At 62.0% G+C, this 24,131-nt stretch carries 22 protein-coding genes and 1 pseudogene; 16 read left to right on the top strand and 7 right to left on the bottom strand.

The window, feature by feature from the left end; translation table 11 throughout:
- Positions 1 to 8 precede the first annotated feature (8 nt).
- The gene (locus tag FHX14_RS16625; protein WP_184377827.1) at positions 9 to 644 is read right to left on the bottom strand and encodes a LysE family translocator; all 636 of its coding nucleotides are present in this window, start codon (positions 642 to 644) and stop codon (positions 9 to 11) included.
- A gap of 163 nt (positions 645 to 807) precedes the next feature.
- Between FHX14_RS16625 and radA the strand changes: the two genes are divergently transcribed.
- From radA to FHX14_RS16605, 4 genes are all read left to right on the top strand, one after another.
- Positions 808 to 2,208 carry a DNA repair protein RadA gene (gene radA / locus FHX14_RS16620; RefSeq protein ID WP_003587521.1) on the top strand — a complete coding sequence of 467 codons (1,401 nt, stop codon included), beginning with the start codon at positions 808 to 810 and terminating at the stop codon, positions 2,206 to 2,208.
- A gap of 90 nt (positions 2,209 to 2,298) precedes the next feature.
- A complete protein-coding gene (locus FHX14_RS16615; protein WP_049733914.1) occupies positions 2,299 to 2,919 on the top strand; it encodes a CvpA family protein in 621 nt (206 codons plus the stop codon).
- A 150-nt stretch (positions 2,920 to 3,069) separates the two neighbouring features.
- Positions 3,070 to 4,560 (top strand): amidophosphoribosyltransferase, encoded by a 1,491-nt coding sequence (gene purF, locus FHX14_RS16610; protein WP_179610859.1) that lies wholly within the window; start codon positions 3,070 to 3,072, stop codon positions 4,558 to 4,560.
- Between the two features lie 79 nt (positions 4,561 to 4,639).
- Positions 4,640 to 5,380, top strand: coding sequence for an SDR family NAD(P)-dependent oxidoreductase (locus tag FHX14_RS16605; protein WP_003587525.1), 741 nt, complete (start codon positions 4,640 to 4,642; stop codon positions 5,378 to 5,380).
- A gap of 9 nt (positions 5,381 to 5,389) precedes the next feature.
- Here FHX14_RS16605 and FHX14_RS16600 read toward each other — a convergent pair.
- A pseudogene (locus FHX14_RS16600) lies at positions 5,390 to 6,138 on the bottom strand (GH25 family lysozyme).
- Positions 6,139 to 6,425: 287 nt separating this feature from the next.
- On the opposite strand from FHX14_RS16600, the gene cysS reads away from it, so the two are divergent.
- The 7 genes from cysS to cimA all read left to right on the top strand — a co-directional run bounded on the left by cysS (position 6,426) and on the right by cimA (position 12,651).
- Positions 6,426 to 7,817, top strand: coding sequence for a cysteine--tRNA ligase (gene cysS, locus FHX14_RS16595; RefSeq protein WP_184377826.1), 1,392 nt, complete (start codon positions 6,426 to 6,428; stop codon positions 7,815 to 7,817).
- A 247-nt stretch (positions 7,818 to 8,064) separates the two neighbouring features.
- Positions 8,065 to 8,433 carry a DUF559 domain-containing protein gene (locus FHX14_RS16590; protein ID WP_184377825.1) on the top strand — a complete coding sequence of 123 codons (369 nt, stop codon included), beginning with the start codon at positions 8,065 to 8,067 and terminating at the stop codon, positions 8,431 to 8,433.
- Complete coding sequence (locus FHX14_RS16585) at positions 8,430 to 8,906, top strand: GFA family protein (protein WP_012557152.1); 477 nt, start codon at positions 8,430 to 8,432, stop codon at positions 8,904 to 8,906. The genes FHX14_RS16590 and FHX14_RS16585 overlap by 4 nt, the downstream gene beginning before the upstream one ends.
- Complete coding sequence (locus FHX14_RS16580) at positions 8,903 to 9,391, top strand: GFA family protein (RefSeq protein ID WP_012557151.1); 489 nt, start codon at positions 8,903 to 8,905, stop codon at positions 9,389 to 9,391. Before FHX14_RS16585 ends, FHX14_RS16580 begins: the two co-directional genes overlap by 4 nt.
- Positions 9,388 to 9,864, top strand: coding sequence for a GFA family protein (locus tag FHX14_RS16575; protein ID WP_184377824.1), 477 nt, complete (start codon positions 9,388 to 9,390; stop codon positions 9,862 to 9,864). The genes FHX14_RS16580 and FHX14_RS16575 overlap by 4 nt, the downstream gene beginning before the upstream one ends.
- Positions 9,861 to 10,823, top strand: coding sequence for a prolyl aminopeptidase (gene pip / locus FHX14_RS16570; RefSeq protein WP_184377823.1), 963 nt, complete (start codon positions 9,861 to 9,863; stop codon positions 10,821 to 10,823). The genes FHX14_RS16575 and pip overlap by 4 nt, the downstream gene beginning before the upstream one ends.
- Positions 10,824 to 11,034: 211 nt before the next feature.
- Positions 11,035 to 12,651 carry a citramalate synthase gene (gene cimA, locus FHX14_RS16565; protein WP_184377822.1) on the top strand — a complete coding sequence of 539 codons (1,617 nt, stop codon included), beginning with the start codon at positions 11,035 to 11,037 and terminating at the stop codon, positions 12,649 to 12,651.
- An 18-nt stretch (positions 12,652 to 12,669) separates the two neighbouring features.
- Here the strand turns inward: cimA and FHX14_RS16560 are convergent, their stop codons facing one another.
- The gene (locus FHX14_RS16560) at positions 12,670 to 13,149 is read right to left on the bottom strand and encodes a GNAT family N-acetyltransferase (protein ID WP_012557147.1); all 480 of its coding nucleotides are present in this window, start codon (positions 13,147 to 13,149) and stop codon (positions 12,670 to 12,672) included.
- A 309-nt stretch (positions 13,150 to 13,458) separates the two neighbouring features.
- Between FHX14_RS16560 and rarD the strand changes: the two genes are divergently transcribed.
- Positions 13,459 to 14,376 carry an EamA family transporter RarD gene (gene rarD / locus FHX14_RS16555; protein WP_012557146.1) on the top strand — a complete coding sequence of 306 codons (918 nt, stop codon included), beginning with the start codon at positions 13,459 to 13,461 and terminating at the stop codon, positions 14,374 to 14,376.
- A 32-nt stretch (positions 14,377 to 14,408) separates the two neighbouring features.
- Here rarD and FHX14_RS16550 read toward each other — a convergent pair whose 3' ends face one another.
- From FHX14_RS16550 to FHX14_RS16540, 3 genes are all read right to left on the bottom strand, one after another.
- Positions 14,409 to 15,341 carry a hypothetical protein gene (locus FHX14_RS16550; RefSeq protein ID WP_012557145.1) on the bottom strand — a complete coding sequence of 311 codons (933 nt, stop codon included), beginning with the start codon at positions 15,339 to 15,341 and terminating at the stop codon, positions 14,409 to 14,411.
- 93 nt (positions 15,342 to 15,434) lie between these two features.
- Positions 15,435 to 16,442, bottom strand: coding sequence for an alpha/beta fold hydrolase (locus FHX14_RS16545; RefSeq protein WP_184377821.1), 1,008 nt, complete (start codon positions 16,440 to 16,442; stop codon positions 15,435 to 15,437).
- Positions 16,435 to 17,328: an MBL fold metallo-hydrolase gene (locus FHX14_RS16540; protein WP_184377820.1), complete on the bottom strand. Its 894-nt coding sequence runs from the start codon at positions 17,326 to 17,328 to the stop codon at positions 16,435 to 16,437. Before FHX14_RS16540 ends, FHX14_RS16545 begins: the two co-directional genes overlap by 8 nt.
- An 88-nt stretch (positions 17,329 to 17,416) precedes the next feature.
- On the opposite strand from FHX14_RS16540, the gene FHX14_RS16535 reads away from it, so the two are divergent.
- Positions 17,417 to 18,352: a LysR family transcriptional regulator gene (locus FHX14_RS16535; RefSeq protein ID WP_184377819.1), complete on the top strand. Its 936-nt coding sequence runs from the start codon at positions 17,417 to 17,419 to the stop codon at positions 18,350 to 18,352.
- A 44-nt stretch (positions 18,353 to 18,396) separates the two neighbouring features.
- On the opposite strand, the gene FHX14_RS16530 is transcribed toward FHX14_RS16535, so the two are convergent.
- Positions 18,397 to 19,020, bottom strand: a complete 624-nt coding sequence (locus FHX14_RS16530) for a TIGR00730 family Rossman fold protein (RefSeq protein ID WP_003587542.1) — start codon at positions 19,018 to 19,020, stop codon at positions 18,397 to 18,399.
- A 154-nt stretch (positions 19,021 to 19,174) separates the two neighbouring features.
- Between FHX14_RS16530 and FHX14_RS16525 the strand changes: the two genes are divergently transcribed.
- From FHX14_RS16525 to FHX14_RS16515, 3 genes are all read left to right on the top strand, one after another.
- Positions 19,175 to 21,217 (top strand): Ig-like domain-containing protein, encoded by a 2,043-nt coding sequence (locus FHX14_RS16525; protein WP_184377818.1) that lies wholly within the window; start codon positions 19,175 to 19,177, stop codon positions 21,215 to 21,217.
- 198 nt (positions 21,218 to 21,415) lie between these two features.
- Entirely contained in the window at positions 21,416 to 23,293 is a 1,878-nt protein-coding gene (locus FHX14_RS16520; protein ID WP_179610869.1) for an ABC transporter ATP-binding protein/permease, read from the top strand.
- Positions 23,277 to 24,125: a phosphatidylserine decarboxylase gene (locus tag FHX14_RS16515; protein WP_312865347.1), complete on the top strand. Its 849-nt coding sequence runs from the start codon at positions 23,277 to 23,279 to the stop codon at positions 24,123 to 24,125. The genes FHX14_RS16520 and FHX14_RS16515 overlap by 17 nt, the downstream gene beginning before the upstream one ends.
- The last annotated feature ends 6 nt before the right edge of the window (positions 24,126 to 24,131 follow it).

Genomic DNA, 24,131 nt, shown 5'->3' with positions numbered 1-24,131 from the left:
CTTCCCCGTCAGCGGCTGCTGAGCGCCAGCCGGACGCCGAGCGCCAGGAAAAGCGCGCCGAGGCCACGATCGAGCCATAGCCCGATTTTTTGATTATGCCTGAGCGCATCGGCAAGCCGCCCTCCGAGAAGGACGAGCGGCGGCTCGATGAAGGCGGCGACGACGATGATGAGCCCGCCATGCAGCATCAGCTGGGCCCATGCCGGCCCTGCCCCTTCGACGACGAATTGCGGCAGGAAGGCCAGGAAGAAAATCGCCACCTTCGGATTGAGCAGCGACACCAGAATTCCCTGCCGGTAGATTTTCGACGCCGGCAACTTTTCACCGGCAGCCTTTATCAGGCCATCGCCGCCGCCGGCGCGTAAAGCCTGGATGCCCAGCCAGACGAGATAGGCGGCGCCGATCCATTTGACCGCCGAGAAAGCGATTGAAGAAGCGGCGAGCACCGCGGAAAGGCCGAGCGCTGCCATCAGAACATGCAGGCAGGCGCCGGACCAGACGCCGAACAGTGCGGAAAAACCGGCGCGTTTTCCGCCTCTCATCGTGTGACCGAGGATGAAGGCGATGTCGGGCCCGGGCGACAGGTTGAGCAGAACCGCCGCCGAGAGAAATGCAAACCAGTGCGCGAGCGAATAATCGAACATCTTCCACCGTTCAGGATGAGCAGGGGCAAAGGATAGGCACGGAGGCGCTGATGGGAAAATCATTAGTTTTGATCCGTCGCGATAGCCATTATCTCAGGCACGACAATGATTCGATGAAGCACGCATCTGCTTCACTCGAGACCCCGGACTGAAAGAGTATTTGATGGCCAAGGCCAGGACACAATTCATCTGCCAGAATTGCGGCACGGTTCATAACCGCTGGGCCGGCAAGTGCGAGAACTGCGGCGAGTGGAACACCATCGTCGAAGAAGATCCGATGGGCGGGATCGGCTCCGGTCCCGGCAAGACGCCGAAGAAGGGCCGGCCGGTGGCGCTGACGGCGCTGTCGGGCGAGATCGAGGAGGCGCCGCGCATCCATACCGCCATGTCGGAGCTCGACCGGGCGCTCGGCGGCGGCTTCGTGCGCGGGTCTGCGGTGCTGATCGGCGGCGATCCCGGTATCGGCAAATCGACGCTGCTGATGCAGGCGGCGGCCGCCCTTGCGCGGCGCGGCCACAAGATCATCTACGTTTCCGGCGAGGAAGCCGTCGCCCAGGTCCGGCTGCGGGCGCAACGGCTTGCGGCGGCCGATACCGACGTGATGCTGGCGGCGGAAACCAATGTCGAGGATATTCTGGCGACGCTTGCTGAAGGCAAGCGGCCGGACCTCGTCATCATCGATTCCATCCAGACGTTGTGGAGCGAACTTGCCGAATCCGCCCCGGGAACGGTGACACAGGTGCGCACCGGCGTGCAGGCGATGATCCGTTTCGCCAAGCAAACGGGGGCCGCCATGGTGCTGGTCGGGCATGTGACCAAGGACGGGCAGATCGCCGGCCCGCGCGTCGTCGAGCACATGGTCGATGCCGTGCTCTATTTCGAGGGCGATCGCGGCCATCACTACCGCATCCTGCGCACGGTCAAGAACCGCTTCGGCCCGACCGACGAGATCGGCGTCTTCGAAATGTCGGACAAGGGACTGCGCGAGGTCGCCAACCCCTCCGAACTCTTCCTCGGCGAGCGCAACGAAAAATCGCCGGGTGCTGCAGTCTTTGCCGGCATGGAGGGCACGCGTCCGGTGCTGGTCGAAGTCCAGGCGCTGGTGGCGCCGACCTCGCTTGGCACGCCCAGGCGCGCCGTGGTCGGCTGGGATTCGGCCCGGCTGTCGATGATCCTGGCGGTGCTGGAGGCCCATTGCGGCGTCAGGCTCGGCCAGCACGACGTCTATCTCAATATTGCCGGCGGCTACCGCATCACCGAACCGGCCGCCGATCTCGCCGTCGCCTCGGCGCTGGTTTCCTCGCTTGCCGGTATTGCCCTTCCCGCCGATTGCGTCTATTTCGGCGAAGTCAGCCTGTCGGGCGCCATCCGGCCGGTTGCGCACACCGCCCAGCGCCTCAAGGAAGCCGAGAAGCTGGGCTTTTCCGCAGCATTGCTTCCGTCCGCCTCCGCCGAACTGCCGAAGGGTTCCGGCGGACGCTGGAGCGAGGTCGAAAGCCTGCCGGATCTGGTCGCGCGCATCGCCGGGTCGAAGGGGGCGCTGCGTGTGGAAGACGAGGTTTGATCCTTTCATTGCCAAGATTGGTGATGATATAGGAGGCACACGATAAGGCACGACACGGCCGCCCAGCGGCAGTCCTGGAGTTGAATTTACATGCCCATTACGATTTTCGACGGTATTGTCATCGGCGTCGTGCTCTTCTCCGCCGTGCTGGCGATGGTCCGCGGCTTTTCGCGCGAGATCCTCTCGATCGCGAGCTGGGGCGGTTCGGCGGCGGCGGCCTATTACCTCTATCCCTACCTGCTGCCCTATGCGAAGAAGTACACCGATGACGACCGCATCGCGATCGTCGGTTCGGCGGCGGTCGTCTTCCTGATCGCGCTCATCGTCATCTCCTTCATCACCATGAAGATCGCCGATTTCATCATCGACAGCCGCGTCGGCGCGCTCGACCGCACGCTCGGCTTCCTGTTCGGGGCAGCGCGCGGCGTGCTGCTGTTGGTCGTCGCCGTCGCCTTCTGGAACTGGCTGGTCGATGTCGACCACCGCCCGGCCTGGGTCAACGAAGCGAAGTCGAAGCCCTTCCTGGATTCGATGGTCGTGAAGCTGAAATCGGTTCTGCCGGAGCAATTTGCCCAGATGATACCGGCGAGCATCCGTGATAAGCTTCAGCCGCCAGCTCAGGGCGGCGCTGAAGGCACCAATCCGCCGACGGGCGACCAGGCGCCGGCGGAAGACGCACCGACAGCGCCAGCACAGCAGCCGGCGAATTGACACAGTGTTCAAGAGCTTGACCTGCCATCCGGCAATTGCCATTTGAGCGGGACGTGAAATGAGGGGTCCGGCCGGGCATTCCAGCTCTGTCGGGCTTCAACTATTTCTGGAAATGCCGATCCATTCTTGTGAGAGCAGAGGCCCGCAGAAATGAACCAGTCCCATTCCTTCCCCACCGACGATCCGCTCGACGGAGATACGCTGCATGAAGAATGCGGGGTTTTCGGAATTCTGGGACATCCCGATGCCGCGGCGCTCACGGCTCTCGGCCTGCATGCTCTGCAGCATCGCGGGCAGGAAGCGGCCGGCATCGTCTCCTTCGACGGCAAGCGCTTCTACCAGGAGCGCCATATGGGGCTCGTCGGCGACCACTATACCAATCCGATGACACTCGCCCGCCTGCCCGGCAGCATATCGATCGGTCATACGCGCTACTCGACAACCGGTGAAGTGGCGATGCGCAACGTGCAGCCGCTCTTTGCCGAACTTGAGGAAGGCGGCATCGCCATTGCCCACAACGGCAATTTCACCAACGGCCTGACGCTGCGCCGCCAGATCATCGCGACCGGCGCCATCTGTCAGTCGACCTCCGATACCGAAGTGGTTCTCCACCTCATCGCCCGCTCGCGCCACGCCTCCACATCCGACCGCTTCATCGACGCCATCCGCCAGATGGAGGGCGGCTATTCGATGCTCGCGATGACGCGCACCAAGCTGATTGCCGCGCGTGACCCCACAGGCATCCGCCCGCTTGTGATGGGCGAACTCGACGGCAAGCCGATCTTCTGCTCGGAAACCTGCGCGCTCGACATTATCGGCGCCAAGTTCATCCGCGATGTCGAAAACGGCGAGGTCGTCATCTGCGAAATTCAGCCCGACGGCTCGATCAGCATCGATGCGCGCAAGCCCGGCAAGCCGCAGCCGGAGCGCCTCTGCCTGTTCGAATATGTCTATTTCGCCCGGCCCGACTCAGTCGTCGGCGGCCGCAACGTCTATACGACGCGCAAGAATATGGGCATGAACCTCGCCAAGGAATCGCCTGTCGAGGCCGACGTGGTCGTGCCGGTGCCGGATGGCGGCACGCCGGCGGCGCTCGGCTACGCACAGGAAAGCGGCATTCCCTTCGAATACGGCATCATCCGCAACCATTATGTCGGCCGCACCTTCATCGAGCCGACCCAGCAGATCCGCGCCTTCGGCGTGAAGCTGAAACATTCCGCCAACCGGGCGATGATCGAAGGCAAGCGCGTGGTGCTGGTCGATGATTCCATCGTGCGTGGCACGACGTCTCTGAAGATCGTGCAGATGATCCGCGAGGCCGGCGCACGCGAAGTCCATCTGCGCGTCGCCAGCCCGATGATCTTCTTCCCGGACTTCTACGGCATCGACACGCCCGATGCCGAAAAGCTCTTGGCCAACCAGTATGCCGATGTCGAAGCCATGGCCAAATATATCGGCGCGGATTCGCTGGCCTTCCTGTCGATCAACGGGCTTTACCGCGCCGTCGGCGGCGAGGACCGCAATCCGGCCCGCCCGCAGTTCACCGACCATTACTTCACCGGTGACTATCCGACCCGCCTGCTCGACAAGAACGGCGAGTCGATGGGCAACAAGCTTTCGATGCTTGCCAGCAACGGCTGAGCCGCTTCCGTTTTGACTTTCCTATCAGGGGCGCCTATTGCGCCCCTTACCTTTTCAAGCACAGCCGGGACCGGAGCAGATGAACATCAATCTTGAAGGCAAGATCGCGCTGGTAACAGGCGCATCGCGCGGCATCGGCTATTTCACGGCGCTGGAGCTTGCGAAAGCCGGCGCCCATGTGATTGCCTGCGCCCGCACGGTCGGCGGGCTGGAAGACCTCGACGACGCGATCAAGGCGGTCGGCGGCACGGCGACGCTGGTGCCCTTCGACCTGGCCGACATGAACGCGATCGACGCGCTCGGGGGCTCGATCTTCGAACGCTGGGGCAAACTCGATATCCTCGTCGCCAATGCCGGCGTGCTCGGCGTCATCTCGCCGATCGGCCATATCGAGGCGAAGGTGTTCGAGAAGGTGATGACCATCAACGTCACCGCGACATGGCGGCTGATCCGCTCGGTCGACCCGCTGCTCGCCCGCTCGGATGCCGGCCGCGCCGTCATCCTATCATCGGGTGCCGCCCATAAATGCCGCCCCTTCTGGAGCGCCTATTCCGCCTCCAAGGCGGCCGTCGAGGCGCTGGCCCGGACCTGGGCCGGCGAAAGCCAATCGACGCCCTTGCGCATCACCAGCGTCGATCCCGGCGCGACCCGCACGGCGATGCGCGCCCAGGCGGTGCCCGGCGAAGATCCGCAGACGCTGCCGCATCCTTCCGAGGTCGCCAAGGCGATCCTGCCGCTGCTCGGTCCCGGGGTGACCGAGACGGGCAAACTGTTTATCGTGCGGGACAACAAGCTCGCCGATTACCGGCTGCCGGAATAAGCCAGGGTCTCACTTGGCTGCAACCGCTGGGAACAGATGTGCGAAGCCTGTCTCCGACGGGCAAAACGCATTGAGATCCACCGCTCCCTGAATGCCGTCGACAGTGCCGTTGTCGGCAAATTGCCAGATCGACCAACGACCGCAACCTTCCTGCGCCGGCTCCTGAAAGACGCTCCGCAGCCAGAGGTAATGGTCGGGGAAGCGTGATTTATTGCCTTTCAGATATTGATCGTAGAATTCCTGGGTGACGTAGAAATCGGCTTTTCCGGAAAAGCGCCCTTCAGCTCGGTGAAGAAGGCGTTCACTTCAGTCGCCATTTCCTCGACGGTCGGGACCTTGTTGCAATTGCCGACGAACTCCAGATCGACAGTGATGGGCAGAGTTCCCGGCTGCTTCGGCACGGTCGCCAGGACATTCTGCGCCTGATCCTTGCCCGGGCGGCAGAAGGTGAAAAAATGATAGGCGCCCCTGACCATTCCGGCATCGCCGGCGCGCTGCCAATTGTCGGCGAACCTCGAATCCTTGTGATCTCCGCCTTCGGTCGCCTTCATGATTGCGAAACGGACGTTCGGCTGCGAAGCCACCGTCTTCCAATCGATATCACCCTGGTGATGGCTGACATCGATGCCCTGGATCGGATAGCGGCTCAAGGATGGATTGTTGAAGCGAAGCATGCCGAAATCGTATGCGAAATATGCGGCGGACGCGACTGCCAGAATTAAAGTCGCTCCAATCGTCCATCGACCCATTCGTCTCACGCATTTCCCCCTATTTTCAGTCGCTTCGCCCCTGCTTAGAAATGATTTGTACCGCGAAAATGGCGGACGAGCCATGCCGCCGGGATCGTTCCTCGCCCCTCTTGACCAAACGTCATTCCCACGCCATAAAACGCGGCATGAAAACGGTTATCTGCATTATCTGCGGAAAGATTATTCGCTAGCGCCAGCGCTGGCCCGGCCGTTTTCGTCTCCCAAATAGTCAAGATGCGAAACGCCCCGGTCCGCCGGTCGCAATATTTTTCTGATTGTGCTTATGGGAGAGTGGAATGGGCGGCATGCCGGAACTGAAGCTGTACAATACGCTGACACGGGAAGAAACGGTCTTTGCGCCGATCGATCCGGACAATGTCCGCATGTATGTCTGCGGCCCGACCGTCTATGATTTCGCTCATATCGGCAACGCCCGCCCGGTCATCGTCTTCGACGTGCTGTTCCGGCTGTTGCGCCATGTCTATGGCGAGGATCACGTCACCTATGCCCGCAACATCACCGACGTCGACGACAAGATCAATGCGCGGGCGCTGAGAGATCATCCGGGCCTGGCGCTCAACGAAGCGATCCGCGCGGTCACCGAAAAGACCGAGACGCAGTTTCACGCCGATGTTGCCGAGCTCGGCTGCCTGGAGCCAAGCGTCGAGCCGCGGGCGACCGACAATATCGTTGAGATGACCGAGATCATCGAGAAGCTGATCGGCAACGGCCATGCCTATGTCGCAGCCGGCGAAGTGCTGTTCGACACCAAGTCCATGGCGGATTACGGCCAGCTTTCGAAGCGCCCGCTCGACGAGCAGCAGGCCGGCGCCCGCATCGCCGTCGACGCGCACAAGAAGAACTCCGGCGATTTCGTGCTGTGGAAACTGTCGAGCCACAATGAACCCGGCTGGGAGAGCCCGTGGGGCCGCGGCCGGCCGGGCTGGCATATCGAATGCTCGGCGATGAGCAAGCGCTATCTCGGCGACGTCTTCGACATTCATGGCGGCGGGCTGGACCTGATCTTCCCGCATCATGAAAACGAGATCGCCCAGTCGCGCTGCGCCCACGGCACCGAGGTGATGGCGAATATCTGGATGCATAACGGCTTCCTGCAGGTGGAAGGCCGCAAGATGTCGAAATCCGAAGGCAATTTCGTTACCATCCACGATCTGCTGCACACCCAGATTTTCGGCGGCCGCAAATGGCCGGGCGAAGTGCTGCGCCTTGCCATGCTGATGACGCATTACCGCGAGCCGATCGATTTCTCGATCAAGCGGCTTGAGGAAGCCGAACGCCTGCTCGCCAAATGGCCGGCGACGGAGCCCGGCGATGCCGAACCTGACGAGACCGTGCTGAACGCACTCGCCGACGACCTCAACACGGTGGCGGCGGTGCAGGCCTTGCACGCACTGGCGCAAGCTGCCCATACGGATCCCGCCGCCGGCGCCCGTTTTGCCGCAACGGCTGCCCTCCTCGGCCTGCTGCCGAAGAAAGCCGAAATCGACGAAGCCGTCGCAGCGGCGGTCGATGCGCTGGTCGCCATGCGTCTTGAAACGCTGAAGGCGAAAAACTTCGCCGAGGCCGACAAGATCCGCGACGAACTGACGGCAAAGGGCATCCAGCTGAAGGACGGCAAGGATGCGGCGACCGGCGAGCGGGTGACGACCTGGGAGGTCAAGCGGTAGGATGGGTTGGTCGGCGACGCATACCCCCCTCTGCCCTGCCGGGCATCTCCCCCACAAGGGGGGAGATCGGCAAGACGCGCCGGCTTCCCAAGATATCGACCGCGCGCCAAGTGGCTTCGGCCGTCTGAGGCGTATGATCGGGGCGAGCGGCCACTCCTATCCGATCTCCCCTCTTGTGGGGGAGATGCCCGGCAGGGCAGAGGGGGGTGCCGCCGCCGCTCCGTCACGTCATAGCGAAAGGCAAGCCATGCCGCATGCACCAGTTCCGCCTCAACGGCGGGCGAACGCCCGGCGTATGCGCAAAACTCTGACCGACGCAGAATTGAAACTCTGGAACGAGTTTCGCGCCCATCGCCTGATGGGCCTGAGCTTCCGCAGACAAATGCCGATTGCCGGCTATATCGTTGACTTCGCATGCCCAGTCCATCGCCTTATCGTCGAGATAGACGGTTCGCAGCACGCCCTTGCCTCGAACATCTCTTACGATGAGATCAGAACTCGACGTCTCCAAACGGATGGCTGGACGGTTCTGCGCTTTTGGAACGGCGATATCCTCCGGGATATCGATAATGTGTGCACCCATATCATTCGCACCACCGGAAAGGACCTGCCATGACCACCTATACCGGCGGCTGCCAATGTGGTGCGGTGCGTTTTCGCGTCAATGGCGAACTCAAGGATTCGTCGATCTGCCATTGCCGCATGTGCCAGAAGGCGTTTGGCGCCTATTATGCGCCGCTGGTCTCGGTGCGCGGCGCCGATTTCGCGTGGACGCGCGGAGAGCGGAAGAAGTTCCGCTCTTCCAATTTCGTCGAGCGCGGCTTCTGCGGCGATTGCGGCACGCCGCTCTCCTACGAGGCGCCTGACGGGGTTGCGATTGCCGCAGGCGCCTTCGACGATCCTTCGGCGCTTCCGCCGGTGGTGCAATATGGTATCGAGGGTAAGATCGGCTTCGTCGATCAGCTGCACCAACTGCCGGGGCACCGGACGGAAGAGGATGCGCAAGCCGCGCCCTTCGTGCTCGAACTCGTCTCCTACCAGCATCCCGACCATGAGACGCAGGCATGGCCAACCAAGGAGCCCAGATGACAGCGGACGCGGACAGAAACGGCGGGTGCCAGTGCGGGGCGGTGCGTTACCGCGCCGAAGGCGAACTCGGATATCCCCATCTTTGCCATTGCCGCATGTGCCAGAAAGCGGCCGGCAATTATTTCATGCCGCTTGGCGGCGTGAAGCACAGCAATTTCACCCTGACGCGCGGCGCGGCGAAATGGTTCCATTCCTCCGACCTCGTCCGGCGCGGTTTCTGCGGCGATTGCGGCACGCCGCTGTTCTACGATATTCCTGGGACGGATTTCATCAACATCACACTCGGCTCGCTGGATGATCCCGACGCGGTCAAGCCGGTGATGCAATCGAACACAGGCCGCAAGATGTCCTGGTTTCACGCGCTCGACGGCCTGCCGCTCGAACCAGAGCCCGAAACGCCCGACCGCGAGGATGCGATTGCGGCAAGCAATCACCAGCATCCCGACCACGACACAAAAAGCTGGCCCCTCGGAGAAAGCTCATGACGGACACGATAAAAACAGGCGGATGCCAGTGCGGCGCCGTGCGCTTCCGCATCTCGGGCAAGTTGGGGCGACCCTCGATCTGCCATTGCCGCATGTGCCAGAAGCAGTTCGGCGGCTTCTTCTCCGCGCTGGTCACGGCACCTGAGGAAGGGATGGAATGGACGCGCGGCGCACCGAGCTACTTTCAGTCCTCGGTCAATATCGAGCGCGGCTTCTGCAGCAATTGCGGCACGCCGATGACCTATCGTCATCCGGGCGGGCTGGAGCTTGCGATCGGCACTTTCGACGACCGCGGCGATCTGGCACCGCAGATCCAGGTCAATTACGACGCCCGCCTGCCCTGGGTCGAGGAAATCTTCGAGGCGCCGGTGCTGAAGGATCAGGATTTCTACGCACGGCAGGAAGCGATCATCTCCTTCCAGCATCCCGATCACGATACCGAAGTCTGGCCCGCGAAAGGCGTGAAAATATGACCGAGAGACTGCGCACGCTCTATCCTGAAATCGAAGCCTATGCTTCAGGCCATCTCGATGTCGGCGATGGTCATGTGATCTATTGGGAGCGCTCGGGAACGCCTGGCGCCAAGCCCGCCGTTTTCCTGCATGGCGGCCCCGGTGGCGGCTTCTCGCCCGTCCATCGCCGGCTTTTCGATGCCGCCCTCTACGACGTCATGCTGTTCGACCAGCGCGGTTGCGGCAGGTCGACGCCGCATGCGGAGCTCGGTGCCAACACCACCTGGCACCTCGTCGCCGATATCGAGCGGCTGCGGGAAATGGCCGGCGTCGACAGCTGGCAGGTGTTCGGCGGCTCCTGGGGTTCGACGCTGGCGCTTGCCTATGCCGAGGCGCATCCGGAGCGCGTCTCCGAACTCATTCTGCGCGGCATCTATACGCTGACCAAGGCCGAGCTCGACTGGTACTATCAGTTCGGCGTCTCGGAAATGTTCCCGGACAAATGGGAGCGCTTTATCGCTCCCATTCCGCCGGAGGAGCGGCATGAGATGATGCATGCCTATCATCGCCGCCTGACACATGAGGATCGGTCCGTGCGCCTTGCCGCCGCGCAGGCCTGGAGCATCTGGGAAGGCGAAACGATCACGCTGCTGCCTGAGCCTTCGACCAGCGGCAAGTTCGAGGAACCGGAATTCGCCTATGCATTTGCGCGCATTGAGAACCATTTCTTCGTCAATGCTGGCTGGATGGACGAGGGACAGCTGATCCGCGATGCCGGCCGGCTGAAGGATATTCCCGGCGTCATCGTGCATGGCCGCTACGACATGCCCTGCCCGGCAAAATATGCCTGGCTGCTGCACAAGGCCTGGCCGAAGGCGGAATTCCACCTGATCGAGGGTGCAGGCCATGCCTATTCGGAGCCGGGCATTCTCGACCAGCTGATCCGGGCGACGGACAAGTTTGCCGAGAAGACAAACTGATGCTGCATGCCGTGACTACCCCCCTCTGCCCTGCCGGGCATCTCCCCCACAAGGAGGGAGATCGGCTGGGCGTGAAGGCCTTGCCCGAACCTCGATGGCCTGGACTGCAGCTCAGCGAATTTTCGATCTCCCCCCTTGTGGGGGAGATGCCCGGCAGGGCAGAGGGGGGTAAGCCCCGGATAAAAGCATTAAATGCCTGGGAGGCATCGCGGTGACCAAGGAAAAAATCTACCTCTTCGACACGACGCTCCGGGACGGGCAGCAGACGCCCGGCATCGATTTCTCGGTCGAGGATAAGATTGCGATCGCCGCGATGCTGGACGAATTCGGCATCGATTACGTCGAGGGCGGCTATCCCGGCGCCAATCCGACCGATACCGCCTTTTTCAGCGAGAAGCGCACCAGCCAGGCCAGCTTCGTCGCCTTCGGCATGACGAAGCGGGCGGGCGTTTCGGTTTCCAACGATCCCGGCATTGCCGGGCTGCTGCAGGCGAAATCCGACGCCATCTGTTTCGTCGCCAAAAGCTGGGACTATCATGTCGCGGTGGCGCTCGGCTGCACCAATGAGGAAAATCTCGAAAGCATCGCCGAAAGCGTCAAGGCGGCGGTCGGCGCCGGCAAGGAAGCGATCGTCGATTGCGAGCATTTCTTCGACGGTTTCAAGGCCAATCCGGCCTATGCGCTCGCCTGTGCCAAGACCGCCTATGAGAGCGGCGCCCGCTGGGTCGTGCTTTGCGACACCAATGGCGGCACACAGCCGCCGGAGGTGCGCGCCATCGTCGAGGCAGTGATCGCCTCAGGGGTGCCCGGCCGCTGTCTCGGCATCCACGCCCATAACGACACCGGCCAGGCCGTCGCCAATTCCCTGGCTGCGGTCGAAGCCGGCGTCCGACAGATCCAGGGCACACTGAACGGCATCGGCGAGCGCTGCGGCAACGCCAATCTGGTGACGCTGATCCCGACCTTGGCGCTGAAGAGCGCCTATACCTCACGTTTCGAAACGGCGATCGACGAGGAGCGGCTGCTCAACCTCACCCGCCTCTCGCACGCCTTCGACGAGTTGCTCAACCGTTCGCCCGATCATCAGATGCCCTATGTCGGCGCCTCCGCCTTCGCCACCAAGGCCGGTATCCATGCGTCGGCGCTGATCAAGGACCCGAGGACCTACGAACATGTGCCGCCGGAGAGCGTCGGCAATTTCCGCAAGGTCATGGTCTCTGACCAGGGCGGCAAAGCGAATTTCATCAATGCGCTGAAGCGGCGCGGCATCGTGGTCGCCAAGGACGATCCGAAGCTCGATCTGCTGATCTCGATCGTCAAGGACCGTGAATCGATCGGCTATGCCTATGAGGGCGCGGATGCGAGCTTCGAACTCTTGGCGCACCGCACGCTCGGCACGATCCCGGAATTCTTCACCATCGAAGGCTTCCGCGTGATGATCGAGCGCCGCTTCGACAGTCTTGGCCGCGTGAAGATCGTCTCGGAGGCGGTGGTCAAGATCACCATCGACGGCCAGACGCTGATGTCGGTTGCCGATGCCGAAGGACCGGTCAACGCGCTCGACCTGGCGCTGCGCAAGGATTTCGGCAAATACCAGCACGAGATCGACGATCTGGTGCTCGCCGATTTCAAGGTGCGTATCCTCAATGGCGGCACGGCGGCAATCACCCGCGTGCTGATCGAATCCACCGACAGCGATGGCGTGCGCTGGTGGACGGTCGGCGTTTCCGAGAACATCATCGACGCTTCGTTCCAGGCGCTGATGGATTCCGTCATCTACAAGCTGATGAAGAACCGGCAACTGGCCGGCAAGATCGCGGCGGAATAATCTGTTCCGCCGGTTCGGCTAACCGCGGGCAAACGCCGCCAGCGTCTCGCCCGCCATCCTATAGCGGATCCATTCCTTCTGCGGCTCCGCGCCAATCGCCTCGTAGACACGGATCGAGGGTTCGTTCCAGTCGAGCACGCTCCATTCGAAGCGGCCGCAACCCTTCTCCAGCGCGATCTGCGCCAGGCGCCGCAGCAGCGCCTTGCCGGCGCCCGAACCGCGCGCGTCCGGCGTTACGTAGAGATCCTCCAGATAAAGACCGTTCTTCGCTTGCCAGGTCGAATAGCTGAAGAAATAAACCGCCATGCCGATGGCTTGACCCTCGCGTTCGCAGATCAGCGCATGCGTGACTGAACCGTCGCCGAAGATCGCCGCACGCGTGCTCTCCTCGGTCGCCTCGACCTCGTGGATCGCCTTTTCATAATCGGCCAATTCGCGGACAAATCGCAGGATCGTTGCCGCGTCAGAAGGCGTTGCCGGGCGTATGGTAAGGGTCATGTGAGGCTCCTGGTCTGGCGCTTGGCGTTCCAGATGAAAGAACCTGCCGGACCTGTCAACTGAATGCGCAGATCATCAGCGGGTTTGCGAGTTTGTTCCCTCGATTGGTCCACCTGTCGCCCGCCCGCGGTAGGCTGGAACAGGACTCGGATTTTTGGAGGCCGATACCAGCCTTTGCCGCTATCATCCGTTCATTCTTCCGCCATCCGCTTCAAATACTCTTAGCCTTTATTCAACGAAATGAATTGGCCTATTCACGGCGCTTAAGCTAGGCCGGATCAGAAGCAGAACAAAGATGGAAACACCCCGATGTCGACCGATGCATCCGTTCCCCTGGCCAAGAACGAAGACAGTCCGCGCGGTTTCGCCTTCGCGCTGACGGCCTATCTGCTCTGGGGCTTCCTGCCGATCTACATGAAGGCGGTGGCGCATATCTCGCCGGCCGAGGTGATTGCCCACCGCATCGTCTGGTCGCTGCCGCTGGCCGGCATCGTGCTGATCGTGCTCGGACGGACACAGGACGTCGCCACGGCGCTGCGCTCGCCGCGCATGCTGGCGATGGCAGCGCTGACGGCGTCGCTGATCACCGTCAACTGGGGCACCTATGTCTGGGCGATCGGCGCCGGCCATTCGCTCGACGCAGCACTCGGTTACTTCATCAATCCGCTATTTAGCATCTTCCTCGGTGCAGTGCTGCTGAAGGAAAAGCTGCAGCCGCTGCAGATCGCGGCGATCGTACTGGCGGCGCTTGCCGTCGCCATTCTGGCATTCGACAGCGGCGGCATTCCGTGGGTGGCGCTGACGCTGGCAATCAGCTGGGGTTTCTATGCCTTGCTGCGCAAGACGCTGCCGCTCGGGCCGAACCAAGGCTTCTTCCTCGAGGTGCTGATCCTCAGCGGCCCTGCCCTGCTCTATATCCTCTATCTCGAATTCGGCAGCGGCCAGGGTCATCTCTACCGAACCGGGCTTGCCGACACGACGCTGCTGCTCGGCTGCGGCGTCATCACCGCCGTGCCGCTGATGATCTATGCCAACGGCGCCAAGCTGCTGAAGCTGTCGACGATCGGCATCATGCAGTATATTGCGCCGACGATGATCTTCCTGATCGCCGTCTTCATCTTTCACGAGCCGCTCGGCACGGCGCGCATGATCGCCTTCCCGCTAATCTGGGCGGGGCTGTTCCTCTATAGCTGGTCAATGCTGAAGGGAAGCCGCGGAAGGATGTAGCGCCGTTCTCTATCGCGAGCCGGAGCGTTGGCTCAAAGCCAGGCTAGCAGCGCCGTGCGGACGAGAATTCCAGTCAATGCGCTCAAGACGGCAACCCCCGCGACCGAGCGGAGCGCCGGCACCGAAGCGACAAGAATGGAAAGGCCGGGAAGATCGAGAGGGTTTAGTAGAAATGCGGATCCGTGAATGATTTTCTCCGGTGGAAGGCTCAGTTCCTTGTGGGCGCTAAGCAACAGGGTGACCGCTGCGCTCGATCCTGCCAGGCACTTTGTGAGCAGGAAGAGGACATCCTGCTGCGAGGCGCCGAGCAGCTGAAGCAATGGCTGCGCAGCGCACGTGAAGGCGGAAAGCGCGCCTGTGCTTTCGGTAAGCCTTACCAGAGCCAGTGAGATCACGAGCACCGGCAGGATCGCAGAAACGACGCCGATGGCATCTGCGCCACCGCGATTTATTGCCGCCAGCAGATCGCGCCTCGCTAGGTCGTGGTCATCCACCCTGTCGCAGGAACAGGGCTTTCCGGGCGAGGAACGGCGCCCAACGATCCAACAGGCGAGAGTGGACGCAACGAGCGCTCCGCAAACGCCGTTTATTATGATCAAACCCGGATCGATACCGATACTTGCGAGCGGGAAACTGGCATTTGCCGGCGCCGCCGCAAGCACTGCCGCAAAGGCGGCGGCCATAAATTTCTCCGATGTTCTTTTGTGCGCCATCAGCGACAGGGCAGCAACCGGGGCAGCCGAACTTACGAGGCTGAGTTGGATGATCGCCAAGGCCCCAAAACCGTCCAGGCCGAAAAGTCTAAAGAGCGGGTTGGCCTTGCCGGCGATTGATCGCAATGCGCTCATGCCCTCGAGATAGCGCATCAGCGAAAATGTCACGATCATCAGCGGCAGAAAGGTGAATATGGCGATGTCGACGGCACTTCGTCCGGCATCCAGGATGGTGGTGATCAGAATTGTCATGAGAACGACTGGTTTGATGGACGGTGAACGCGCGGCCGGCTTGATGGCGGAAGCGGGCTCCGGATTCGATCCCGGAGCCACGCCGTTCAGACTCTATTCCGGTTTGAAATCTTCCTCGAAGAAGCGGGCAACCTCGGAATAGACCTGCACGCGGTGGCTCTCCATGAGGGCGAGATGCGTCGCCTCCCCGATTTCCACCCATCGCCTATAGGAGGCGCCGGTCAGTTGCTCGAAATAGGCCCGCGCCAGATCGAGCGGGACGTCGACGTCCCATTCCCCGTGCAATAGCAGCACCGGCGCGCGAATCTCGCTTGGCTGATAATAGGGAGCTCCAGCTCTCCAGTAGGTGCGGATGTCCTGGATCGGCCCGTTGGTGGCCCGGAGTTTGCCTTGCTCTCTGTCGACCTGCGACGGCTCCTCCGAGAGGGTCAGTGCGGCCCAGAGGTCGAACCAGCCCTCAGGCACAAGACGTTCACGCGCATATTCGGGTGCGGTGCCCAGCCAACGCGCCAGGGCCGCATGGACGGGAACAAGCCTGTAGGAGCCGAGGGCGCCGCCCTGATCGATGGGGATGGCAACGTCACTGAGCCATTGCGGCGCGAGCAAGGCTAGCTTGACGAGCTTGTCGGGGTTGCGCGCAGCATATGCACCGGCCACGGTACCGCCCCACGACATTGCAAAGACGTTGACAGCCTTCAGGCCGCGAAGTCGAAGGACGAAATCGATGGCCGTTGCGAAGTCGGCGACGCCGGTGTCTGTGGCGACAAGCGGGGGGTTGAGATCGGGCGCCGCCTGCATCTCCGGCGGGCGGGTCGATTTTCCATAGCCCCGGACATCAACCGCAAAGACATCGAAGCCTCGATGAGCGAGGAAGTCGATGAAGGACATCCCATTGAAGGGAACGTCGTAAAGACTTCCGGACGAGAAGGTCGCCCCATGCACCATCACGATCGTTTTAGCCGCGAGAAAGACTTTGTGGTCCTTCCTTCGCTTATTGCGGAGATAGAGCTTGATGCCGTCGGTTCCGCTATCAACATAATGCTCGTCGAATACGATCTCGCCGGCGTCAATAGCTGAAGATGCGAGCTTGTTGTCAGACATAGGACCACCTGAATTTTTCGCCGTCGCGGGTTACATATCCAGCAGACGAACCGGGAAAGTGCGTGGAGAAGTACATGGCGTGATTATCGGCAGCGAGTTCGAGTACGCGCCGTCTGGACTGGGCAGCCTGATCCAAGAATTCGCAGAAGACCGTGTTGAGGTCGGGCCGTTCCACCTGAATCGGATGGTGCATGACATCGCCGGCGAAGATTGCCGCTTGATTGTCCGCCTTCAGCAGAACCGACATATGGCCGATGCTGTGCCCAGGCGTCGGCAAGAAGGTAAAGTGTTTCAGGAAAGGATCGGCTGCACCGTCGATGAAATCGGCAAGCCCCGCCTCGATCACCGGCCGCACGCTGTCTTCATAGACGCCGGCGCTGGGAATGTTGATGTCGTTGTGGCTTGCCGTCGACGCATAATATTCCTGCTCGGCGCGCGGGAAGACGTAGCGTGCGTTTTTGAACGTGGGGATCCATCTTCCGTCCTCAAGCACGGTATTCCAGCCGGAATGGTCGACGTGAAGATGGGTATTTATGACGAAGTCGACGTCTTCGGGCTCGACACCTGCCTGGCGCAACCTGTCGAGAAACGGGATTGTCTGCTGATGGAAGGCGAGATTGCGCGGTCTTTCCTTATCGTTACCCGAGCCCGTGTCGATGAGGATGACGTGGTCGGCCGTCCTGACAAGCCAGCTATGGATGCTCACCACAAGGGCATCGCGGCCCTCTTCCATATCGACGGCGGAAAGACGTGGCTCGATCGCCTTGATCTCCTCGGATCCGGCAGTCGGGTAGAGAAATGAGGGCGGAACGTTGTGCAGATACTGCTCCTGCACCTTTCTGACCGTCACGCCGGCAATACGATATTCCTTTCCAAGATCGCTCATGGAACTTCCTTTCGAGTTGAACTGGAACCGGGACAGCGCTGTCTGATGGCTATGGACAGTAGGGAAAATTCGTGCAACGATCAAATCGATGAATGAAATTGTCTCCATCGATCATTTCAATTTGTGGTCTTTCGACCTCAACCTGCTCGTCGCCTTCGATGCGCTCATGAAGGAGCGGAGCGTGACGAAAGCGGCTGTCCGGCTGAAAATCCAGCAGCCTGCGATGAGCCACAATCTCGGCACTCTCCGGACCCTGCTTCAGGACGAGCTGTTCGTACGTGTCGGCCAGGTCATGCAGCCGACCCATCGGGCGCTGCGCTTCGCCGAAGCCGTAGAGCACATACTCAGTCGCACGCAGCTGGCGATCGTAACGCCTGCGACCTTCGAGCCGGGCGAGGCCGAGCAGATATTCCGCATCGGCTTTTCCAGCGAGCTTGAGGTGCTGCTCGTGCCGCGTCTCGCCGCTATGTTGAATGAGATGGCCCCCGGTATCAGAGTGCTTGCGCGAGCGGTCAACCCCGAGCTGGTCCATAAGCTTTTGGACGGCAATGTCATAGACCTTGGCGTCGGCTGCTACGATGACGGCAACAACAGACACCGGCGGAGCCTGCTGTTCGAGCAATCGCTGATGTGTTGCTACAATCCGAAGCTTCTTGATCTTCCCGAAACCTTGGACCGTGACGCCTATATCGGGCTCAAGCATGCCCTGGTTTCCCAGAAGGACGCCATCGAAGGCTGCATTGATGATGCGTTGAAGCGGATCAACGTGCGGCTCGACGTCTCTGTGGCAGCACCAGAATTCCTCACCGTGCTGACCGCCGTCCTCGAAGCGCCCCTGATCGCCACTCTGCCGACCAGAATTGTGAAGCGGTATGCCGGTCTGTTCGGCTTGGCGATGGCCGAAGTTCCACTCGATCTAAAGGTGAGCCCGATATCGATGGTTTGGTCGGCGGCAGGTGACAATGATCCCGCCAACCGATGGATGCGTTCTCAGGTGACGCAGCTTGTTTCGGCCTATAGCTGAATTTGCCGGCGAAACGGCGGGCGCTCCGGGGGCTGCTACGCCACCTACATCTTCGAGATCACCGCATCCTCGCCGTCACGATCGGCGGCGAGCTGGGCTGCCTGGGCCATGATTGCCGGAATGATGCCGGAGATCTCATCGACGACGAGCGGCTGCACCCGGTGGGCAGTGTGCAGGAAACCCTCTTCGGTCATATGGCGCATCAGCTCCATCATCGGATCCCAGAAACCGTTGACGTTGGCAAAGACCATCGGCTTTTCGTGGCGGCCGAGCTGCGCCCAGGTCATGATCTCGACGATCTCCTCCAGCGTACCGATGCCGCCGGGTAGTGCGACGAAAGCGTCGGAACGCTCGAACATCGTATGTTTGCGCGCATGCATGTCAGGGGTTACAATAAGTTCGTTAAGCTGACCGAGCGAGTGGCGAGTCGCTTCCATATCGATCAGGAATTCGGGGATAATGCCCGTGACCTGACCGCCGCCTGAAAGCGCGCCGCTGGCTACCGCGCCCATGATGCCTTTGGTACCCCCGCCATAGACGAGGCGCAGGCCGTATTCGGCGATCTCTCGTCCGAGAGCACGCCCGGCCGCCATGTGGGAGGGATCGCGTCCCGGCCTTGAGCCGCAGTAAACGCAGATGGATCGAATCGATACAGATTGTTCGGTCATAGAGGCAAACAACTATTCCATTTCAATGCAGTCAAGAAAATTGACTGGAAAGCAGCCTGCCGAGCTTGCCGAATTGCTTTGAATGCTTGTGCAAAGCAACGGGAATCGCTAGCAATTTCGGTTACTACGGCAAATTGCCGCCTGGGGAGACATAATGATGAAGAACCGTGCCGGCTTGCTGGCCCTTGCAGTGCTCGTAATCGCAATCCTACTGATGGTATTTTTCGTCATGCCGCGCATCGGCGGCGATGCAGCCAAGGTCGGCGACGCCATCAACCAGGCGAGCACGGAGCTCAAGGACACGGTTAACGAGTCGGCAAAGACATCGCGCTCGGCCGTGGCCGACGCGGCCGGCGTCGCCGATAAGGTGGGTCGCCTGTCGGCCAATGCGAGCGTGTCGCTTACCGAACTCAAGGCACTGTTTGCCGACGGCAAAGGCCCCGCCGACGACGTCTTCGCCGCTGCCAAGACTAAGGCCGTCGATGCGCTGACTGCGCTTGCCGGTTTCGCAATCCCCGAGGGCCTCGATCCGGCGACCCAGGCACTTGCCGTCAAGGCGAAGGACGGCGGCACGAAGGCGCTCGCCATCGTCCAGTCGCTGCCGGAGAACATTACCGATGCGCTTGCCGCGATCGCCAAGGCCGAGGCTGCACTGACCGGTGCGCCTGAGCCTGCGGCGAGCACGACAGCGGCGACTGCCGGCCCGAAGCTTCCCGCCTTCGACGTCCTGCGCGTCGAGCCCGACGGCTCGACAGTGATTGCCGGCTCCGCAGAACCGAACGGCAAGCTCGAAGTGCTTGACGGCGAAAAGGTCGTGACGACAGCCAATGTCGATGCCAGCGGCGATTTCGCCGCCGTTCTCGACGATCCGCTTGCGGCGGGCGACCACCAGCTCGTGCTCAAGTTTACCGGCAAGGACGGCAAGAGCACGCTTTCCGAAGAAGTCGCGACCATCTCCGTGCCGAAGGACGGCGACGGCGCCAATCTGCTCGCCATGGTCTCCAAACCCGGCGCGGCGAGCCGCATCATCACCGCGCCGAAGGCCGGCACCGAAGTCGCCGATGCCTCCAACCCGATGGCGCCGCCAACAGACAAGCCGGCAACGGGCGAAGGTTCGGCTGCGCCTGCTGCGACCGTTGCCCCAACCGGCGAGCTGGCGCTGCAGACACCTAACCTCACCGACGCCGCCTCCGGCGGCTCAGCGGCGGCCCCGGCCATTCCCGGCACCGCCAACCCCGACAAGTCGAATGCGCCCGATGTGATGGTCAACGCCGTCGAAATCGAGGGCAACAAGATTTTCATTGCCGGCACGGCGCGCGCCAACGCCAAGGTCCTCGGTTACGCCGACGACAGCCTTGTCGGCCAGGACACCGCCGGTTCGGATGGCCATTTCGTCATCGACGGCGTGGTGGCGCTCTCGGTCGGCGACCATAAGATCCGCGTCGATGTCGTCGATCCCGCCGGCAAGGTGATCGTGCGTGCAGCGGTGAATTTCAATCGCCCGGCCGGCGACCAGGTCAGGGTCGCGGCGCAATCCGTCCCAGCCGACGCAAATGGCGCCTCCTCGATGGTGCCGCTCGACGAAGGCGAGCTCGGCAAGCGCAAGGCCGAAGTCGGCAAGGCCTTCGGCCTGCTGAAGGGGCTGTTTGCCGATGGCAAGTTGCCCGGCGCCGAACAGCTTGCGGCGGCGCGCTCGGCAACCGAATTCGCCTTGCGCTCGGTCGCCGATTTCCGGCCGGGATCCGATGCGCCCGACACCTTCAAGCAAGCCTCCGGCGCCGCCTCGCAGACCGCGACCAGCGCATTGAAGATGCTGCAGGGCCTGCCGAAGGATGCAAAATCCGTCGGCGCTGGCCTCGACGGCCTGGCGGCGATCATCGCCGGCCTCTCCACGTCCCCCGCACCGGCGGCGCCGGCTGCAAACGACGCGGCAGGTAACCAGCCGAAGACGATCGAACAGGCGCCGCTGACCGCAAACAACGCGGCGGTGATCATTCGCCGCGGCGACACGCTGTGGCAGATCTCGCGCCGCACTTATGGACTCGGCGTTCGTTACACGACGATCTACATCGCCAACGAGGACAAGATCGTCGATCCGGATCGCATCCGCCCCGGCCAGATCTTCGGCCTGCCGAAGGATGTACTGCCGAACGCCGAGGAACTGCATCGCAAACGCCTATCCAACCGGCATCTCTAAGCGCCAAACACCATAACCAGGCCGGGCGGGATAACCGCCTGGCCTCTCTTTTCCTAAACCCCGCACTTGTTGTATTCATCTGCCCGGCATCCTATCTGGCGGTGGCGGGGGAAGCGCTTCGGGCATATTCCGGTTCCGTGCTCTTGCCGGCATCGAAGCGCGGCAATCGCCGCAAGCCCATCCGGGCTGGAGACAAGCATGGCAAACGGCAAGACAGTCTCGGAATCCAACCTGCTGCAGACACTTCTCAACCTCTGGCCCTATATGTGGCCGGCCGGCCGACCCGACCTCAAGATGCGCGTCGTCTGGGCCTCGGTCTTCCTGCTGATTTCCAAATTCGTCCTGCTGCTCGTTCCCTATTTCTTCAAGTGGTCGACCGATGCGCTGAACGGCAGGATGGATCTCGCCGGCTCGGTGCCGCCGCTGCTCGCCGGCGCCATCGCCCTGGTGATCGCCTATAACATCACCCGCCTGATCCAGCTCGGCCTCAACCAGCTGCGCGACGCGCTGTTTGCCAGCGTCGGGCAGCATGCGGTGCGCCAGCTCGCCTACAGGACCTTCGTGCATATGCATGAACTGTCGCTGCGCTTCCATCTGGAGCGCAAGACCGGCGGCCTGTCGCGCATCATCGAGCGCGGCACCAAGGGCATCGAGACGATCGTGCGTTTCACGATCCTCAATTCGGTCCCGACCGTCATCGAATTCCTGCTGACGGCGGCGATCTTCTGGTGGGGCTACGGCTTCTCCTATCTCGCCGTCACCGCCTTTACGGTCTGGGCCTATATCTGGTTTACCATCCGCGCATCCGACTGGCGCATCGCCATCCGCCGCTCGATGAACGACAGCGATACCGACGCCAACACCAAGGCGATCGACTCCCTCCTCAATTTCGAGACCGTCAAATATTTCGGCAACGAAGAGATGGAGGCAAAACGCTTCGACAAATCGATGGAACGCTACGAGAAGGCGGCGACCGATGTCTGGACCTCGCTCGGCTGGCTGAACTTCGGCCAGGGCGTCATCTTCGGCATCGGCACGACGATCATGCTGGTTCTGTCTGCTCTCGCCGTGCAGCGCGGCGAGCAGACGGTCGGCGATTTCGTTTTCGTCAATTCGATGCTGCTGCAGCTTTCCGCGCCGCTCAACTTCATCGGCTTCGTCTACCGCGAAATCCGTCAAGGCTTGACCGATATCGAGCAGATGTTCGACCTGCTGGAGGTCCAGGCCGAGGTCAAGGACACGCCCGATGCGGCCGAGCTCCGGATCGGCCAGGGCGCGATCGCCTTCAAGGATGTGCACTTTTCATACGACCCCGCCCGTCCGATCCTGAAGGGCATTTCCTTCGAGGTGCCGGCCGGCAAGACGGTGGCCGTCGTCGGTCCTTCTGGAGCCGGCAAGTCGACGCTGTCGCGGCTGCTCTATCGTTTCTACGATATCCAGAGCGGCGCGATCACCGTCGACGGCCAGGACATCCGCACGGTGACGCAGAAGAGCCTGCGCTCCGTGATCGGCATGGTGCCGCAGGATACCGTGCTCTTCAACGATACGGTCGCCTACAACATCCGCTACGGCCGCACATCGGCGAGCGACGGCGAGGTCTTTGCGGCAGCCGAGGTGGCGCAGATCGCCCATTTCATCGAAATGCTGCCCGAGGGGTTTGAGACCAAGGTCGGCGAGCGCGGGCTCAAGCTTTCGGGTGGCGAGAAGCAGCGAGTGGCGATCGCCCGCACCATTCTCAAGGCACCGCCCATCCTGATCCTCGACGAGGCGACATCGGCGCTCGACACGACAACGGAACGGGAAATCCAGACGGCGCTCGACGTGGTTTCGAGGAACCGCACGACGCTGGTGATCGCCCACCGACTGTCGACGGTGATCGGCGCCGACGAAATCATCGTGCTGAAAAGCGGGGAGATCGCCGAGCGCGGGACGCATGCCGCCCTGCTCGAAATGAACGGTCTCTACGCCTCGATGTGGAACCGGCAGCGCGAGGCGACACAGGCGGAGGAACATTTGAAGCAGGTGCGCGAAAGCGACGACCTGGGCGTGATCACGCGGCTTGCCCCGGCAAGCTGAGCCGGGAGCGACAAGGCCCAAGCTTTTGTTGTTCAGAACTCCGGCGTCGGAACCACGTCCGGGGCCACAGCATTGCCCCGGAGACGGTTTTTCGCTAACCAGCAAAAAACGACAACGCAAGGAGACCGGCAGCATGAGCCTGTTCAACACGGTTCGCAACACGATCGTCCCCGTGCATAAGGAGGGTTATCCCTTCGTTGCCGCCTTCTTCGTCGCGTCGCTGATCCTGGGCTGGATCTTCAAGCCGCTCTTCTGGATCGGCATGATCTTCACGCTGTGGTGCGCCTATTTCTTCCGTGATCCCGAGCGCGTCACCCCGCAGGACGACGATCTGGTGATCTCTCCCGCCGACGGCAAGGTCTCGGCGATCCAGATGGTGACCCCGCCGGCCGAGCTCGACCTCGGCTCCGAGCCGATGCTGCGCATCTCGGTGTTCATGAACGTCTTCAACTGCCATGTGAACCGGGCGCCGATGCGCGGGCGCATCGTCAGCATCAATTACCGCTCCGGCAGCTTCGTCAATGCCGAACTCGACAAGGCCAGCGAGGACAATGAGCGCAACGGGCTGGTGATCGAAACCCGCCACGGCCAGATCGGCGTCGTCCAGATCGCCGGCCTCGTGGCGCGGCGCATCCTCTGCTGGGCAAACCCCAACGAACCGGTGGATGCCGGCGAGCGCTTCGGGCTGATCCGTTTCGGCTCGCGGCTCGACGTGTTCCTGCCCGCCGGTGCTGCGCCGCGTGTCTCGCTCGGCCAGGTGGCGATTGCCGGGGAAACCGTGATTGCCGAATTCGCTTCCGCCAAGGGTCCCATCATCAGCCGCCGCAGCTAAGGCGCG

Origin of the sequence: Rhizobium sp. BK619 (assembly GCF_014195245.1) — a bacterium.
Taxonomy (GTDB): domain Bacteria; phylum Pseudomonadota; class Alphaproteobacteria; order Rhizobiales; family Rhizobiaceae; genus Rhizobium; species Rhizobium acidisoli.
The sequence above is the reverse complement of the archived record's forward strand: the minus strand, read 5'-3'. Positions and strand labels throughout refer to the sequence as shown.